The organism is Pseudomonadales bacterium (assembly GCA_024234615.1).
GTDB lineage: Bacteria > Pseudomonadota > Gammaproteobacteria > Pseudomonadales > IMCC2047 > JAJFKB01.
This window is the reverse complement of sequence record JACKNY010000003.1, coordinates 616,372-633,532: the sequence shown is the minus strand read 5'-3', so window position 1 is coordinate 633,532 and position 17,161 is coordinate 616,372. Positions and strand designations below refer to the sequence as shown.

Below are 17,161 nucleotides of genomic sequence, written 5' to 3'. Positions count from 1 at the left end.
CAATACCTTAATTTAATTCTGCCAATAGTTGGTTAGCACGTGAACGGGCCCAGGTTGCTACCGGTGTCATATCCATCGCTCTTATCGCTGTCAAGTGCTGTTGCCAGGTAACCCTATCGTTAAGTAATTTGCCAGCTTGGACTAACGCCACATGAGATAACAGAATGTCAGAATTGCGGGTAAGCTGCTTCGCATAACTCAGAGCTTCATTTGCATGTGCGATTGCAGAATCGGCATCGTCAAACTGGATGTCCAATAACGCGGCCCGGTTCAGAATGTAGGTTAATCGCTGTTTGGCATCAGCATAGCGTAATTCCTCAATGCTACTGTCAAGTGTTTCGCTCTCACCATTAAGGGCATAGTGACACAGTGCAGTAAGACACCTCGCAAAAGGTGCTTCGCTCCCTTCACGCAGTTTTTCACCAATGGCGGTCAATTGCTGGCAACGGTCAATCGCAATATTAAAATTTCCACGTTCGATATCTATCATGATGAGGTATTCATTGGCCAGATACTCATTGAGTCTATCGCCTGCGGACTTGCAACGAACACGGGCTTCCTCTAGTAATTCTTCCGCTTCATCGAGGTTGTTATCAAAATAACGAAGAATTCCTTGTGCGGCGGATATTGCAGAGGTGCTGATTTGTTTGCGAGACGCTAATGATCGGGCTTCCATTAACATAGCCTCCGCCTGCGATAAATCCTTTTCCAACAAAGTCAGACACAAGGCGGTCTCGGCCATACCCACGATATGCTCTTCATCGCTACCACCACGTGTCACTCTTTCTGCCTGCAGAGAGGCACGTTGTGCGCCGGACCAGTTGCCATGAATCCAGCGAACATAGCTGGCCATTTGATATCCCAGCCTTGCATAAGGCAAGGCCCCATGATCCAGGGCTTGCTCTGCCAGTGAAATATACTTCTCTGCGGCCATTTTCCAATCATTCAAAGGTGCAGCTGTTAGTTCTATTTCGCACAATTCCAGTGTTAGACAGACCCGTTCAGCATCGCCCAGTTGCGTCGTCAACTGGAACCCCTTATGGGCAAGGTTCAGCGCATCTTCATTAGCATAAAAACGCAGGCAAAGCCGCCCCGCCGACACCATCGCTCGGGCGGCAAGCGCAGGGTCACCACTTTTTTCCGCATGGTAAGCTAGGTCGGCTGCCAACTTAAGGTTCAGGGCCATCTCCATCTCTAAAAGCTCAGCAACACGGCGGTGCATAATTTGGCGTCGAGTCGGCGAGATTGTCTGATAAACACTTTTTGCTATAAGGTCATGGAAAAATCCAAATTGCTGTTGTGTCAGCTGCAAAATATGGTGCTTTTCCGCAAGATCCAGAGCCCGGTTGAGCTGACTGCCATTTAAGCCCGTGGCTCTTTCCAGCAGTTTTAAATCAACATTCGGTGACAATACGGCCAGCCACAATAAGACGTCTTTAACCTCTTCATCAAGACGAGAAATTCGTTCCTCTATCAGCTCATCAAGTGAGCTACCTTGATCACCTTCAACTTCAGCGCGAGCCAACTCTATTGCCAACAGCGGATTACCAACACACTCCTGACTTAATCGTTGACTGTCTGCCTGTGGTGCTCGCGTGGTGATCAGTTTGCATAAAGCCTCCTGGGAAAGCGGTCCGAGTTTTAACTCCTGCAATAGTTGATCATGTCGCATTCCCCGGATAGCCTGCTGAACAGCTTCATTCTTACGCAATTCCCCGTCGCGCGCAGTAGCGACAACCATTAAGGCTTGCTCACGGTTGGTTCGCATGACATAGTGAATAGCAGCGGCACTGGATTCATCACACCAATGGATATCGTCAAACAGCACAACCATCGGGTGTAGGCGTGTTTCCCTGGCAACCAGTTGACTCATATCACGAAAGAGCTGATCGCGTGAGATACGCTTATCACCACTGAGTAGTTCAGCTGCGCTCGCTAACTGGGAACGGCGAAATGCATCACTCCATAGGGCAAAAGGCCCAATAATTTTAGACTCAAAGGCGCTGGCACGCAGCAAACAGGCTCCTGCCTCCTGCGCTAATTCTGCCATGAATTCGAGGATTCGGCTTTTACCGATACCTGGTTCACCACACAAGAGTACAAAAAGAGCCTGGCCCCCGATTGCCGTCTCCAATAGGGTCTGCAATTTGCTGATTTCAGGGTCACGGCCAACCAGAGATTCATTCTGGACTCCCCCCGAGTCAACAATTTTGGAAGGTTCTCTTTTAATGAAAGTACGGGGTTTAGCGGGTTCCCGCCAAGCTTTATACAGCAGCCCAGAGCCTGTTACCGAGATTTCCTTGAGCAGGCGAATACCGACCTGATATTGTTGTTCAGCTTCCTGCTTACGATCGAGCGAGATCAGCGTTCGAATGAATGCCGCACGGGCAGCTTCATCATAGGGCAGCAACCCCACCAATTGTCGATGATAGTCCAGAGCTCTTTCAGGCTGGCTTTTCAATCGGCTGATCAGCTCCTGCAATAAGATGGTCTGGGAACGGGCAGCCCTCTCTCGCTCAGCAATACACCAAGTGTAAAAATCAGAGAAGTTTGGCAGTTCAAGCCCTTCCAAAAACTCCCCACGGTATCGATTCGCACAATCCTCTAAAATTTGTGTGTCTTTTCTTTCCAGATCGTTGCTAACCAGACTGTGCAAGGTAGTGATATCGATCTCAACATCGCTGGCATCAAAGGATACGCTGGCGCGGTCGGCGATAATGCGGGTATGCTCCGCATCATCCACCAAGCGCCTTAGTTTGGATAGGCTCCAACGCAGCGAACCGCGAGGGTCATCAGGGATCTCCCAGAGCAAATCGCAGAGGTGTTCACGCCGAAAGGGTTTGTTATGAAGCACCAGGTAGGCAAGTAACCCTCTGGTTTTTTTTGACGGCGGTAAGACTTGCACATCTTGTCCCCGAATGACTTCAAGGTCACCAAGAAAATGTAGTTTGAGTCTATTATTTGCCATCATGTTAGGACTGCCTGGCCGGCACTCTAAAGAGTCAACTACTGCCGTGAGCAGTATATGTTAAAACAGTTGCCCAAAGAAAAAAACCACGCTCAGTACAACGCTCACTTCCTCGAAAGTAACGCAGGATTAACCCCATATCCCCTAAAGTAAGGGTTCGCCGAATAATGATTCATCGGCTCAATTTGGAGGAGATCCTTATGCCACGTTACGAAAACATTCTTCAGACTATCGGAAACACACCATTGGTAAAACTGCAAAAGTTGGCGCCACCTGATGTTAATCTCTATGTCAAAATAGAGTCATTTAACCCCATGGGTTCTATCAAGGATCGAATGGCGCAGGCCGTCATCGAATCCGCAGAACAAAGTGGCGAACTTCAACCAGGACAAACGGTTATTGAGGCCACCAGTGGTAATACCGGTATCGGACTAGCCATGGTCTGTGCGCAAAAGGGTTATCCTTTGGTCGTCACTATGGCCGAAAATTTCAGCATCGAACGACGTAAATTGTTGCGTTTTCTCGGTGCCAAGGTAGTGCTCACCCCGGCCTCAGAAAAGGGTACAGGGATGCTTAGCAAGGCCATGGAATTAGCCGAAACACATGGTTATTTTTTATGTCGGCAGTTTGAAAATGAAGCCAATGCCGATGTTCACTCCAGAACAACCGCCCAAGAGATTATTAGCGATTTTGCCGCTGAACCATTGCACTATTGGGTGTCTGGTTTTGGGACCGGAGGAACGCTGAAAGGTGTCGCTCGCGCATTGAAAGCTGCCAAGCCGGAAACCACAGTAGTTGCGGTTGAGCCTGACAACTCTCAGGTCCTCGGTAGCGGGATATCCCAACCACGCAATCCAGATGGTTCCATTTCCGAGAGCCATCCTTACTTCAGACCTCATCTTATGCAAGGTTGGAGTCCTGACTTTGTCTCACGCCTGACGGAAGAAGCTATGTCGGCTCGACTGGTCGATGAAGTAGTACCGGTTTCAGGCGATGAGGCATTGCGTCTTTCTCAAGCGTTAGCACAACGTGAAGGAATTTTTGTCGGAATATCCAGCGGTGCTACACTGGCAGGAGCCTTGCAGATTGCCGAGCGATCGCCCGCAGGAACCAATATTGTTTGTATGTTGCCCGATACAGGCGAACGTTACATGTCCACCCCATTATTTGAGGGTATCTCAGAGGAGATGAATGAAGAAGAAACCTTGTTATCACAATCCACGCCCGGATGCCGATTTGAAACACCACAAGCTGTAGCACAGCCAAAGAACGGGGGGCAACTGCCATCCGTAGCGCTGGATGTGAATGCCATTAGCTTCGTGGATGAAGCCATTACTTCGCATCCAGTCGTCATGTTCGCACTTGAGTGGTGCGAGTTCTGTTGGTCGGTTCGTAAACTCTTTAATACGCTGAACATTGACTACCTTAGCGTTGATCTTGACTCCGTCGCTTATCAAAAACAAAACAAGGGTGGGAATATTCGTCAAGTCCTGACCAGCCGGTTGGGGGTATCGACTATTCCACAGATTTTTATTGGCGGCCAACCTATTGGCGGTAGTACCGAGCTCTTTGCCGCCTATCAAAATGGCTCCCTTCAGGCTCAGCTAAAGGCCCTTAATATTGATTTCAAAGATACCCTTGGCCTGGTCGCCGCTGACCTGTTACCAAAATGGCTGCACCCTCGTAAAAGCGCATGAGGTAAAGGCGATGAGTACAAACCATATTCCTGTGATAAATATCTCAAACCTGCATCTTGGCGAGACGTTACGTGCTTTAGACAGTGCCTGCCGTGAGTGGGGCGCATTTCAAATTGTAAACCATGGTATTGACAAGAAGATTGCTGAGGATGTTTTTACGGCCATGCATCAATTTTTTGCCCAGCCAACGGAGCGCAAACGTTCAATTTCCCGCAGCTATGAAAATCCCTGGGGGTTTTATGATCAGGAGCTCACCAAAAATACCCGTGACTGGAAAGAGATTTTCGATTATGGCCCTGCAAATGGAAGCTCGCAAAAACCCCAATGGCCGCCAGGGTTAGCACAGTTCAAGCCTGCTGTGCTGGCATTTTACCGCGCAGGTGAAAATTTGGCATTTCGACTGCTGCAAGCTATCGCATCAAATTTAGGCGTGTCGGCACAGCAACTGACCCCCTATTTCCGACCACATCACACCAGCTTTGTCCGGCTTAACTATTATCCAGAGCATCCCAAAATTCCAAAAGCTGACAGATTTGATATCTCACAGTGCAACTATTTGGGTGTTAATCAGCATACCGATGCCGGTGTTTTGACAATCCTTTTGCAAGACAACCAGGCAGGCCTGGAGGTATTTCGGAATAACCAATGGCACTTAGTGGAACCCCGTTCAGAAGCATTGGTGATTAACCTGGGTGACATCGTTCAGGTGTGGTCCAACGATAGGTACTGCGCGCCAGTACACCGGGTTATTACCCATGAAGGCGTTAAGCGATTCACCGCACCTTTCTTTTTCAACCCGGCTTACAACACTGAATATAGTCCTTTACCAACGATGATTGATGACCGGCACCCGCCACGTTATCGTCAGATCAACTGGGGAGAGTTTCGTCAGAAGAGAGCACTGGGTGACTATGCTGATGTTGGTGAAGAGATCCAAATTAGTCATTATCGCCAACCCTAAGAGGAGAGCCCTTATGGCATTTATACAGACTATTCCCGTTAGTGAAGCCACTGGCGAGGTTTTGGAGTTATACCAACGACAACAGGGCCCCTATGGTTATCTCCCTAATTATGCGAAAGTATTTTGTTATCGTCCCGAAGTAATGAAGGCCTGGGCTAATCTACAAATAACTATCCGCCAGCATCTTGATCAAAAATCCTTTGAGTTGATTACGCTTGCTGCCGCCCAAGCGATTCATAATTCATACTGTTGTCTGGCGCATAGCAAAGTGCTTTGTGAAAAATTCTATACAGTTGATGAAGTCAAGGCGATTGCCAGCAACGCCGACACCAGTCCATTAACAGAAGCCGAGAAAGCGATGATGAGGCTGGCCCGTCAGGTGGCAACAGACTCCTCTTCTATCAATGCCGCTGATATTCAAGACTTGCTTGACCTTGGTTTTTCTGAAGCGAAGATATTCGATATTGTTTCAGTCGCCGCTGCACGCTGCTTTTTTGCTAAAATTGCAGACGCTTTGGGCGCAGCGCCAGATGCCGCTTTCCTGGCAATGGATCAAGGCCTGCGCGAATTATTGACCCCAGGACGGCCAATAGACCCAAGTCAGCCGGAAGTGTTGTCTTGATCGCATTATCCGATGATGATCTACATTTCCTCAAACTAAATCTAATCCCATCAAAATTGGTTCTAATATAACTTGGCAGGCAGGGGTACCCTAGAAGCGGACTCTCAATCCATCTTTTCGGGCTGTCATGTGTAACTTGACCGGAGTATTTTCCTTCCTCACAATAACCACACCTAATGGGGTCCTGTTATGCGGAAAAGACCCAAACGCTAGAAACTGCGTATCTTAATGATTTATAGGGAAGTAATGACAAATTAATAAAACTACAAATCTTACTAACGGAACCGTAGGGCCCTGTTAGTAGGCTATTAACTTTCAAAACGAGGAATTACCATGAGTACATACCCAAGAACGTTCTCACACATCGGAATTTCTGTTCCTGATGTAGTGAAAGCGGCCAAATTTTACAGCGAAGTCATGGGTTGGTATCACATAATGGAGCCCACCGTCATTACCGAAGAATCAGACACACCAATAGGCCAAATGTGTATTGATGTTTTTGGCAAAGGATGGGGATCCTTTAAGATTGCTCACATGTCTACTGGCGACAAAATCGGAGTTGAAATGTTTGAATTTAAAAACAATGAAGCTCCGAAAGATTTTGAATACTGGAAAACGAGCACCTTTCACTTTTGCGTTCAGGACCCGGATATTGAAGGACTGGTAGCAAAAATCGTGGCGCACGGTGGGAAGCAGCGGATGCCTATCCGTGAATATTACCCTGGAGAGAAGCCCTACAAGATGTGCTACGTCGAAGATCCATTCGGCCTCATCTTCGAAGTCTATTCACATAGCTATGAATTAACTTATTCACAAGGCGCTTACTAGAAAGTTAAAAATCTTACTAACGGAACCGTAGGGCCCTGTTAGTAGGCTGTTAACCGTCTTAGCTCTTGCCAATCACAGAGTGATAGAATAGTATCACTTTTATGAAAACAGAACTCGTAACCACACTAAAGCGCCAAGCCACCCGAATCCTTGCAGACCTACATGAGACCAAGGAGCCCGTTCTAATTACTGAACACGGCAAACCATCGGCCTACCTCATAGATATCGACGACTATGAGCACATGCAAAATCGCATGGGTATACTGGAAGGAATTGCACGAGGCGAAACAGCCCTACAAGAAGGGCGCACCTATTCACAGGCTCAGGCCAAGGAAAGAATGAGTAAATGGCTCAAATAATATGGACAGAGCCTGCTATTTCAGACCTTGATAAAATTGCAGAATACATTGCTTTAGATAAGCCTGAGGCCGCAGGAAATCTTGTTAAAAGGGTATTCGAAGCTGTAGAGAGATTAAAGCAATTTCCTAATTCAGGAAAAAAACCTCCTGAACTTTCCCGTAACACTCGATATAGCGAAATTATAATTGGTCCGTGCCGTATCTTTTACCGAGTAGACAAAAATAAAGTATTTGTTCTATATGTTATGCGTAGCGAAAGAGTGTTACGCCAGTATATTCTCAGTGATCGCATGTAAACCAACAGTTACTAACGGGGCCGTAGGGTCCTGTTAGTAGGCTGTTAAGCGCAATGTGAGATCAGATAAATTATCCAGAATTTCCGTCGTCATTTGTGTTGATGTAACAATTGTCCGATTTAAATAAAGTTTGTGAATCGGTGCCGCTGAAACCCGCATTTTAAGCGCGCATAATTTTAATAAAGATTGTGAACTATTTGAAATTAAAAATCATATCTCGAGGTGCTTTTTAATAAAGATTGTGAATACGTGCCCTCAAGCGACAGAAGCTGTTCCTATTTCTACAATATTACAACGATGAGCCGCTAAACCGAGAATGCCTGTGTCTTTTTCGCACCACCAAATACCTGCACCTACTCTCCGATGCTTAACCACAAATCAAACCGGTTCATTATTCAAAATATGGATACTCAGTCAAAGAATATCTTGATCACATTATCCTATGATTATCTGCATTTCCTCAAACTAAATCTAATGTCATCAAATTTGGTTCTGATATAACTTGGCAGGCAGGAGTGTCCTAATAAGAGATAGTCGAACTCTTAGAAAACTAATTTGCTGTCCGGCAGGAGCTGTAGTGGTCAATATTTTCCTGGCCACACCCCCCCAAAATATACGAGGCGGCACTAACCGTCTGATTATTGCTAATGAATATTTAATGGCTGAGCATAGGTATTTTTGGCCCGCAAAATAGCGATTGATATCTAATACCACGATGCATAACCCCTTCCGGCAACAGGCTTAGGTAGGGCGGCAGCTTAGGCTTACGGTTATTTTGAAAAATAAATCTGACACCTTTATTTATCCCGGCAAAATTCACCTGGGAACTCTAGCTCTATCGTAGTGTGCGACAAATCGTAGGGAAGTAAGAGCGTGGCTATTTCATTTTTTATCTTCGCTTGTGGCAATTGATCGATAGCCTTATCTAGAACAAGGTGAGCGGTCAAAACATGGTTGTTGCCGTCAAGTGACCACAAATGAACATGGTGAGCGTCACAGACATTTGGCAGAGAGCGAAGATCATCAATGATCTTCGCTCTGATTCTTTTATCGGGCGTGGCTTGCAAAAATAGTTTGATAGTCTCGGCAAGATTTTTTGCAACATTGAATAAGATAAATAATGTGAAACCGATCGATAGTACTGGGTCTAGTATGGGAAGTTCTACAAATAGCAGTACAGTTGCTACGATCAACACAGCGAACCACCCCAATACATCCTCAAGCAAATGCCAATTTAATACACGTTCATTTAGTGACTTGCCCCGACTCAGTTTATAGGCAGCAAAGCCATTAACAGCTACGCCAAAAATGGATAATAGGATCATGCCTTGAGCATCAGGCATTTCAGATTTGGCCAATCTGGGTAAGGATTCACTCAATACCCAGATTGATCCGCCGATGAGTACTGCACCATTAGTCAACGCACCCAACAATGAAAACCGTTGGTATCCGTAACTAAACGAATCGTTGGCTTGTTTATCTGAAAATTTATTCAGTATCCAGGCCAGACCTATTGATAAGCTGTCACCCAGGTCATGGACTGCGTCGGCCATAATGGCAGTACTGTTAGTCAGCCATCCGCCAATAAATTCAACGAATGTAAATCCCACGTTGAGAAAAAATGCCCAGCCGATACGTGAAGAGGCGCTGTTATTGTCGCGATGTGCGTGGTTGTGCATAGCTAGATTTCGTTATTTTAAAGGTCTTCCCCACCAATCGGTAGGGCTTGTTCAATGGGGCTGACGTAGACCCAGCCAGAAATATTCGGCCCAATTCGTCCTGCTTTACGAATAATGCCAGTGACTTCGTCAACTTGCGAATTTTCACAGACCAAAGATATTCGGACTTCTGAAATAACCACGTCAGCATCAGTGGAGTAATCCTGTTCGGATTCACTCAGCGGTTTGAGAGTACCTTTGACATCCAGTAAGGTAATGTTTTTATAACCAGCATCACGCAACGCTTCAACGACAGTGGCGGAACGGACGTGATGTATAAATGCTTTAATTTGTTTCATGCGCTTACTCCAAGCTTTGAATAGCTATTCGTGTGTAAATAGTGGGTCTGGCCATAGGGGAAAAGTGCCCCCTATGGCCAGTTCATCAGCTATTAGGATGCCATTGCATTATCATTATTTCCGATAAGGTCTTTGCCTTTGCGGTAAGCCATTCGGTAGAGACCTGGCAGTACCAGCAGCGTTAACAGCGTGGATGATATAATTCCTCCAATAACTACTGTTGCTAAAGGGCGCTGCACTTCTGCGCCAGTACTGGTGTTGAGTGCCATTGGCAAAAATCCTAGTGCTGCGACCAGTGCGACCATCAATATTGGCCGCAGTCGCAACATCGCACCTTCTCGAATGGACGCATCGATATTTTCACCTTGACTTAATTTATCGCGGAACGCCGAAACCATCATGACACCGGTAAGTACCGATACGCCACACAGTGTAATGAAGCCGACACCGGCAGTGATCGACAATGGAATATCACGCAACCAAAGGGCGATGACGCCGCCGGTTAACGCCAAAGGAACGCCACTAAAGACTAGGGCTGCATCCTTGGCCGAGCCAAAGGTCATCATCAGTAGGGCGAAAATCATAACCAGTGTAACGGGTACCAACAACGTTAATCGCTCGGTTGCAGATTGCAATTGCTCGAATGTACCACCGTATTCCAACCAATATCCCGGAGGCAAGGTAATCTGTTGTTCGACCTGTGTTTGTACCTCGGCGACAAAGCCGCCCAAATCACGGCCACGAACATTCGCACTAACTACCAGACGGCGCTTACCATTCTCTCGGGAGATTTGGTTTGGCCCCGGAGCAAGGTTGAGTGTAGCGACTTCATTAAGAGGTACGTAACCGCCTTGTGGTAATGGAATCGGTAGGCGCTCTAAGGTTCGCAGGTCATTACGGGTTTGCTCCGCTACTCTGACAACGATGGTAAATCGACGGTCTCCCTCAAATATCAATCCGGCTTCTTCACCGCCTGTCGCGGCGGCGACTATGTCCTGTACGTCGGCTACATTGAGACCATAGCGATACAAGGCAGAGCGATCGGTCTCAACGGACAGTATCGGCAACCCGGAAACTTGCTCGACTTTGACACCTTCAGCACCTTCAATGCGATTGAGAACCGCCGCAATTTCAGTGCCTGATTTCAGCAGTTGGTCGAGATCATCACCATAGACTTTAATGCCCAGATCGGATCGAACACCGGAGATAAGCTCGTTAAAGCGCAGCTGAATCGGCTGACTGATTTCAAAGGCGTTGCCGGGAATCAGTGCCAGTTTTTCTTGAATGTCGTCCAGTAGTTGCGTCTTTGACTTATCAGGGTCTGGCCAGTCTTTAGGGTCTTTCAGCATGACATAGCCGTCCGAAATATTCGGACCCATTGGGTCACTGGCAACTTCAGCTGTGCCGACGCGCGAAAAATACGTTTTCACTTCCGGTATTTCCAACACGGTGCGTTCGAGCTGAAATTGCATATCCAAAGATTGAGTAAGACTTGTTCCAGGAATGCGTAAGGCCTGAATGGCGATATCACCTTCATCGAGATTAGGAATAAATTCAGTACCCATTCTTGTGGCCATCCCACCAATAGCGATGACAAAAACAATCGCGCCCGTGAGCACAAACAGGCGAAACCTAAGCGCCCACTCTAGAATGGGAGTGTAGGCTCGTTTTGAATAACGCATAATGATATTGTCTTTTTCTTCGATATGACCGCTGAGTAGCAAGGCGACTGCGGCGGGCACAAAGGTTAATGATAAAACCAGAGCGGATAACAACGCGATAATCACGGCCATGGCCATTGGAGTAAACATTTTCCCCTCGACACCAGTAAGAGCGAGGATGGGTAAATTAACTAAAATGACAACCAGCACACTGATTAAACTGGGCGTAAAGACTTCGCGCGTGGCAGAAAAAACGACCTGAAACCGTTCTTCCAACTTTAGTAGTCTTCCAAGACGATGTTGTTGGCTCGCCAATCGAAAGATGCAGTTTTCCACGATAATCACCGCACCATCGACAATCAGACCAAAATCCAATGCGCCTAAACTCATCAGATTTGCACTGACCTTGGTTTGAACCATCCCCGTCATCAGCATCAACATGGATAACGGAATCACCAAGGCCGTGAGCAATGCGGCTCGCACATTGCCGAGCATGGCGAGTAAAACGACGACAACCAATACGGCACCTTCGAGTAGGTTTTTCTGCACAGTGGCGATGGTTTTGTCGACCAACACGGTTCGGTTGTACACAGGCTCAGCAGCGACGCCTTTTGGAAGCGTCTTGTTAATCTCAACCAATTTTGCAGAAACCGCTTCTGACACACTGCGACTGTTGCCCCCCAGCAGCATGACCGCAGTGCCGAGCACGGTCTCTTCACCATCGCGAGTAGCAGCCCCCGTTCGAAGTTGTTTACCAAAGCCGACGTCAGCAACTTCGGCTATGGTTACTGGGATACCATTTTTATGAGCGACGATAATTTTTTTGATCGCCGCGACGTCTGCTACTTGTCCGGGTGCTCGAATCAGGTACTGCTCGCCGTTTTTTTCGATATAGCCCGCACCGACATTGGCATTATTTTTTTCCATCGCTGCGACGATATCATCAAAGCTAAGCCCAAATGCCAATAGTTGGGCAGGATGGGGTGTAATATGAAATTCCTTTTCAAAGCCCCCGATAGTATTGATCTCGGTCACCCCAGACACTAATCGTAGTTGAGGGCGGATCACCCAGTCTTGCAGTGTCCGTAATGCGGTGGCATCGTACTTTTCACCGTTGGCCTGTCGCGCATCCTTATCGGCATGTACCGCATAGTGAAAAATTTCGCCAAGCCCGGTCGCAACAGGCCCCATCACAGGCTCGATGCCTGATGGCATATCGCTTTTGGCTTGCTGAAGCCTTTCATTAATCAGATTGCGGGCAAAGTAAATGTCTGTTCCTTTCTCAAATACGACTGTCACTTGGGAGAGTGCGTATCTTGATAGAGAACGCGTACTTTCCACATAAGGTAAACCCGTGATGGCAAGCTCAACTAAGTAGGTAATACGCTGTTCGACCTCTAGCGGGGAATAACCCGGCGCTTCGGTATTAATCTGTACTTGGACATTGGTAATATCTGGCACCGCGTCAATCGGCAGGTTTTGGTAATTCCAAATACCCAAGGCGCTGATCATCAGCACAAAAAACATCACCAGCCATCGGCGGGCGATGGAAAATTGAATCAGTTTATCAATCATAGCGAGGCCCTGTTATGGTCTCGCACTACAAAATGGTTTGGTGCTGGTGGCAAAAAATCACGCGTTTCAAGCATAATGTGATGGATACGGTTAGTGACCATGTTCAGCATCCTCCTTACCCATTTCTGATTTCAAAACAAAGCTATTTTTTGCCACATAAACTTCTTCAATTTCTAAACCGGAAAGCACCTCACTCAGCTCTCTATCGGCACGTCCCAAACTAACCGGGCGTGGCTCGAAACCTTCTTCGCCCTTGACAAAAACCACCTTCTCTCCCTCAACAAGTTGTACGGCTTCATTGCTAATAACTAAGGGAGCAGTTATCTCTGACAAAGTAATTTCAGCATTAACAAATAGCCCTGGCTTCCATTGGTTATCTGTATTGTTAATCCATACGCGAACGATCGTGACTTGGTTATTACTGTTGCCGGAAGGCGCAATGTAGATGACTTTTCCCTCGGCAGAGAGAGAACCATTAACGTTTTTTATACGAACTTTTTGTCCTAGCTGTGCTTTGGCCACGTCCTTTGGAAATAAGGACAAATCCACCCAAACTGTTGAGAAATCTTCAATAACAAATAAAATTCTATCGGCGGTTTGCTCGCCCATGTTGGCATTGCGCTGAGTGACAACGCCGTTAAGTGACGCAACAACGGAATAGGCTTTGAGGCTTTCATTGGCTTCAACAGTGACCAACGTTTCTCCTTTGCGAACCTGATCGCCAATTCTTTTATTGACTGAGCGAATAACACCATCAAAACGTGCACTGACCGACTGTACTTGTTCTGCATTACTGGCAACCACGCCGTAGACAGGCAAGGCTTCTCGAATCGTTCCCGAAGTAACCTGCTCAAGGCCGATACCGGCATGTTTTATTTGCTCTTGCGTTAGTTCGATGTGATCTTCGTCATGCGCTTCCTCTGCACCATGACCGGTTTCTGCTAGCGCCAGCGTCGGCACCAAATATAAGGTTAAATAAAAAATAATGTTGATGATGGGTGTGTTTGTGCGATTAATTGGTTTCATTATTTTGATCCTGAAAATTCGGTTGATTCGCCATATTGCGATGCGGACAAAGGCTCGGCCGTTAGCTGTTCGATTTCGGCACCATAAACCAGGGCCGATGAAGCGGATTCAATCAGTGTAAGTCTGGCACTAAGTAATTCCTGTCTGGCGGAAACGTATTCAAGATAGCCGTAACGGCCGCGTTGATAGGCTGTCTGTGTTTCTTTTAGCGCTTGCTCAAGAGCGGGGATGATGGTGTTTTGCAGTGACTTTGTAGCGAGAATGGCCTGCTGCCTATTGTGAAACGCCCGAAATAGCTGCGTGTGCATATCGAGTAATGCCACTTCCCTTTGAACGTAGATCTCATTTCGCTGGGCAAGCGCAGTGGAAACTGCACCTGAATTTCGCCGAGAAGAAAATAGCGGCATGCTAAAGCCAGCAACAATTGCGGAATTCTCACTTTCCTCGAAACGACGCAGGCCTAACGACCAGCTAATATCAGCAGTGGACTGGGTTTTGGCAAGACGCAGCTCAGCCTCTTTGAGTCGTTCTTCAGCCGCAAAGATTTGAATCGCCGGATTCTTCTCTACTCTGGCATAAAGCACATCAAAGGTTATGTCGGTTCCAAAACGAAACAAATCACCATCAACCTCAGTGAATTCGGGTGTTGTTTGCCCCCACAGTACGGTGAGTGATACTTTCGAATAATTAAGCTGTTGCAGGACAGATTGCCAAAGTAGGTGCGCTTGTGCGGCGGCAGCTTGCGCCCGCTTTACCTCTGCTTCAGGGATGGCACCTGACTCGGAACGCTTTGTTACTAAATCAAGTGTATTCTGAGCCAGCTCATTCGCTTCCTTAGCGAGGGACACCTTTTCCTGGGTTGTGAGAACATCAATATAGCGCCGGGTAACTTCACCCAATAATTCCAGTGACGCCACCTGTCGCTGAGCCTCCAGCACTGAGAAGTTGTTAGCAACAACACCTCGTCTGGCAGCGCGTTTGTTACCCATTTCCAGTACAGAAGAAAGCGCAAGTGTGAGTTCTGCGCTATCGAAGTTACTGAGCTCATCAGAGCCTGAAAAATTCTCAGCCTCTACACCCAATTCATAGGCCGGTTTTAAGTTTGCTGTCTCCCGCTGTCCAGTCAGCGCGGCACTGCGAAAATTATAAACTTTGAGGGAGGGATTTTGTGCCAGCGTTTGCTCAATGGCTGTAGATAAAGAAAGTACATTCTCGTTAGTGTTGGCCAGTAGTAAATTACTAAAAGAAAACACAAAAAGATTAAGGAAAACGAAACCAAATCTATTGGAGAGCCTAAAAGAGTTGGCTAGCCTTTTGGGGTGGGGAAAACTTTTCATAAAAAGAGTCATATCGGATACCTGTAAAACAAAACTATACGTAGAGCTAGAAATTGATCGCCAGCTACCTTTCCTTAGCTGGCGACAGGTCTAACGCGCTATCGTTTTTTCGTGAATAGGGTTTTGTTCTGTGGGCAGTTTCTGTGAATGAAAAGCGACCTTGATCGTGGAATTTGGTGGTAATTCCTTAGCAACTGTAGTGGAAAAGCGAACCCCTCCCTTTCGTTTTATGCTATTTGTCAACAATCGAGGGGAGTATGTGGTTGTGGTTTCGGTGATGAGCTGACCATTGGGTTTATACGCAGCAATGTCAATATGACCTTTGGGAAGCCCAAAGCTACGGCTAGCGGTCATGCGTCCTTTTACTCGAACTCCCTCATTACTGGCACAGGTTTTCACACGGCTAAAACGCCAAGCCGATGAGGGGGGCTTAACTATTTCTATGGTTGGTTTATTTTCAGCGCCCCAGGCAGGCAACATAACAATGGCTGTTAAATAAATGGCAATAACCAGTTTCATACAATTTCATCCTCATTTTCGAATAAGTCTCAGCCAGCGCAGAATACTGGCTGGTATAAATGAATAGCGTGACTTTCGATTAAACGATTGGAGGGCGGAAATTGGGACGCTGTATATTGGACAGATAAGCTAGTTGATAGCTTGGCGGGCTCTGTTTTGATGCTATATTTTGTAAATAGTCATCATTACTTGATAAAAATAAATGACTCATTGTATGGCAATGACAACAGTGATGGCAGTCATAGGCGCTACCAGTTGTTGAGTTTACTGGGCTCAGATCATCGGCTGTTAAGTTATTTCGTGTTACGTCGGGGTTATCATCGTGATCGAATTCTAAATGTTCAACTCCGGACTGGTGGGATTGATGGATATCGGCCATTGCCATAACCGATTGACAAGCAATCAGTGCAATAAGCAAACAAGATATCCAACGTTTAATCACAAAAAGACCCTTAGAGTAATAGGCAACACTATATCAGTGTGTCGAAAAACTTTTCAGATGCGCCAATTCGCAATAAAAAAGTTGCAGCCTGCTAAATGATAGCATCGCGAGTTAAACATTCAAATGTAAAATATGCTATTCGCCGTTAAGTACGATTGCGCCAATAATCGGGCAATAACAAGATCACGCTACCATGATCTCCTCAGGGCAAATGGCCCAAAGCCCATCGTAAGCTTTGAAACTGATTCGTTGCGGAATACAAGTTGCTGTAATATTTCGAACATCGCACTCAGTGCCGACATCACCTAAATCCCTCAGTGGGTAACATGGTAATTTAACTGGCAGTAGTAAATTTCGAGAATGGTTGTCGATACATTTTTTTCTCTCCTCAAAGTATAGGGTTGGTATAACCACCCATTCTCCATGGGGCGTTGTTTATTGGAATCTTAAAGCAAGATAAACACAATATTTATAAGTTAGGCGATAAGTTTCAGAATATTACCGAGTGATGTTTTGCGGCTTTTTCAGGTCTTCGTAAGCATTTCATTCTTAGCAGTAAAATATATTCTGTAGAATAGGTGGGATTGGAACTGTCCCATAAAAACAGCGATCATTTAATTACGAATTTATTTTGACTTTAATGTAGTTTGACCCTAATTTTTGTGGATCGCGGCGTACCTAGTCGGAAAACAGTGGTGCAAAAAGCCATACAAAGCTACAATTTCGTAGTATGGTTAGGGGTATTGAACTATATGTTGAACGCTAGATCGAACCATTGGATGTTATTATCGAAGGTGATAGGCGTTGCTTCAGTGAAATTTAAAAACACAGCGATACTGATGATTTTTTGGTT

At 46.4% G+C, this 17,161-nt stretch carries 13 protein-coding genes; 6 read left to right on the top strand and 7 right to left on the bottom strand.

Annotation, left to right across the window (positions count from 1 at the left end; all coding sequences use genetic code 11):
• Window positions 1-7 precede the first annotated feature (7 nt).
• The gene (locus tag H6995_15700) at window positions 8-2,971 is read right to left on the bottom strand and encodes an AAA family ATPase (protein MCP5216447.1); all 2,964 of its coding nucleotides are present in this window, start codon (window positions 2,969-2,971) and stop codon (window positions 8-10) included.
• A 197-nt stretch (window positions 2,972-3,168) separates the two neighbouring features.
• Here H6995_15700 and cysK point away from each other — a divergent pair, with 197 nt between their 5' ends.
• The 6 genes from cysK (at window position 3,169) to H6995_15670 (ending at window position 7,731) form a co-directional block, all read left to right on the top strand.
• On the top strand, window positions 3,169-4,665 hold the full coding sequence (gene cysK / locus H6995_15695) for a cysteine synthase A (GenBank protein ID MCP5216446.1): 1,497 nt from the start codon (window positions 3,169-3,171) through the stop codon (window positions 4,663-4,665).
• A 10-nt stretch (window positions 4,666-4,675) separates the two neighbouring features.
• The gene (locus H6995_15690) at window positions 4,676-5,626 is read left to right on the top strand and encodes a hypothetical protein (GenBank protein MCP5216445.1); all 951 of its coding nucleotides are present in this window, start codon (window positions 4,676-4,678) and stop codon (window positions 5,624-5,626) included.
• Between the two features lie 13 nt (window positions 5,627-5,639).
• The gene (locus H6995_15685) at window positions 5,640-6,248 is read left to right on the top strand and encodes a peroxidase-related enzyme (GenBank protein ID MCP5216444.1); all 609 of its coding nucleotides are present in this window, start codon (window positions 5,640-5,642) and stop codon (window positions 6,246-6,248) included.
• 333 nt (window positions 6,249-6,581) lie between these two features.
• Window positions 6,582-7,076, top strand: a complete 495-nt coding sequence (locus H6995_15680; GenBank protein ID MCP5216443.1) for a lactoylglutathione lyase family protein — start codon at window positions 6,582-6,584, stop codon at window positions 7,074-7,076.
• Window positions 7,077-7,177: 101 nt separating this feature from the next.
• Window positions 7,178-7,435 carry a type II toxin-antitoxin system Phd/YefM family antitoxin gene (locus tag H6995_15675; protein MCP5216442.1) on the top strand — a complete coding sequence of 86 codons (258 nt, stop codon included), beginning with the start codon at window positions 7,178-7,180 and terminating at the stop codon, window positions 7,433-7,435.
• Window positions 7,423-7,731 (top strand): type II toxin-antitoxin system RelE/ParE family toxin, encoded by a 309-nt coding sequence (locus tag H6995_15670; protein MCP5216441.1) that lies wholly within the window; start codon window positions 7,423-7,425, stop codon window positions 7,729-7,731. Before H6995_15675 ends, H6995_15670 begins: the two co-directional genes overlap by 13 nt.
• A 797-nt stretch (window positions 7,732-8,528) precedes the next feature.
• Here the strand turns inward: H6995_15670 and H6995_15665 are convergent.
• From H6995_15665 to H6995_15640, 6 genes are all read right to left on the bottom strand, one after another.
• Entirely contained in the window at window positions 8,529-9,410 is an 882-nt protein-coding gene (locus H6995_15665; protein MCP5216440.1) for a cation transporter, read from the bottom strand.
• Between the two features lie 17 nt (window positions 9,411-9,427).
• Window positions 9,428-9,748 (bottom strand): P-II family nitrogen regulator, encoded by a 321-nt coding sequence (locus tag H6995_15660; protein MCP5216439.1) that lies wholly within the window; start codon window positions 9,746-9,748, stop codon window positions 9,428-9,430.
• Window positions 9,749-9,840: 92 nt separating this feature from the next.
• A complete protein-coding gene (locus H6995_15655; GenBank protein ID MCP5216438.1) occupies window positions 9,841-12,984 on the bottom strand; it encodes a CusA/CzcA family heavy metal efflux RND transporter in 3,144 nt (1,047 codons plus the stop codon).
• Between the two features lie 90 nt (window positions 12,985-13,074).
• Entirely contained in the window at window positions 13,075-14,010 is a 936-nt protein-coding gene (locus H6995_15650) for an efflux RND transporter periplasmic adaptor subunit (protein ID MCP5216437.1), read from the bottom strand.
• Window positions 14,010-15,347, bottom strand: a complete 1,338-nt coding sequence (locus H6995_15645) for a TolC family protein (protein ID MCP5216436.1) — start codon at window positions 15,345-15,347, stop codon at window positions 14,010-14,012. Before H6995_15645 ends, H6995_15650 begins: the two co-directional genes overlap by 1 nt.
• Before the next feature lie 90 nt (window positions 15,348-15,437).
• On the bottom strand, window positions 15,438-15,866 hold the full coding sequence (locus tag H6995_15640; protein ID MCP5216435.1) for a hypothetical protein: 429 nt from the start codon (window positions 15,864-15,866) through the stop codon (window positions 15,438-15,440).
• Window positions 15,867-17,161 lie beyond the last annotated feature (1,295 nt).

What these genes read in the sequence shown, in the direction of transcription:
- cysK (MCP5216446.1), top strand. Translation starts at nt 3,169, where the DNA reads ATGCCACGTTACGAAAACATTCTTCAGACTATCGGAAACACACCATTG.
- H6995_15655 (MCP5216438.1), bottom strand. Translation starts at nt 12,984, where the DNA reads ATGATTGATAAACTGATTCAATTTTCCATCGCCCGCCGATGGCTGGTG.
- H6995_15640 (MCP5216435.1), bottom strand. Translation starts at nt 15,866, where the DNA reads ATGAAACTGGTTATTGCCATTTATTTAACAGCCATTGTTATGTTGCCT.
- H6995_15690 (MCP5216445.1), top strand. Translation starts at nt 4,676, where the DNA reads ATGAGTACAAACCATATTCCTGTGATAAATATCTCAAACCTGCATCTT.
- H6995_15665 (MCP5216440.1), bottom strand. Translation starts at nt 9,410, where the DNA reads ATGCACAACCACGCACATCGCGACAATAACAGCGCCTCTTCACGTATC.
- H6995_15700 (MCP5216447.1), bottom strand. Translation starts at nt 2,971, where the DNA reads ATGATGGCAAATAATAGACTCAAACTACATTTTCTTGGTGACCTTGAA.
- H6995_15650 (MCP5216437.1), bottom strand. Translation starts at nt 14,010, where the DNA reads ATGAAACCAATTAATCGCACAAACACACCCATCATCAACATTATTTTT.
- H6995_15680 (MCP5216443.1), top strand. Translation starts at nt 6,582, where the DNA reads ATGAGTACATACCCAAGAACGTTCTCACACATCGGAATTTCTGTTCCT.
- H6995_15675 (MCP5216442.1), top strand. Translation starts at nt 7,178, where the DNA reads ATGAAAACAGAACTCGTAACCACACTAAAGCGCCAAGCCACCCGAATC.
- H6995_15670 (MCP5216441.1), top strand. Translation starts at nt 7,423, where the DNA reads ATGGCTCAAATAATATGGACAGAGCCTGCTATTTCAGACCTTGATAAA.
- H6995_15685 (MCP5216444.1), top strand. Translation starts at nt 5,640, where the DNA reads ATGGCATTTATACAGACTATTCCCGTTAGTGAAGCCACTGGCGAGGTT.
- H6995_15645 (MCP5216436.1), bottom strand. Translation starts at nt 15,347, where the DNA reads ATGAAAAGTTTTCCCCACCCCAAAAGGCTAGCCAACTCTTTTAGGCTC.
- H6995_15660 (MCP5216439.1), bottom strand. Translation starts at nt 9,748, where the DNA reads ATGAAACAAATTAAAGCATTTATACATCACGTCCGTTCCGCCACTGTC.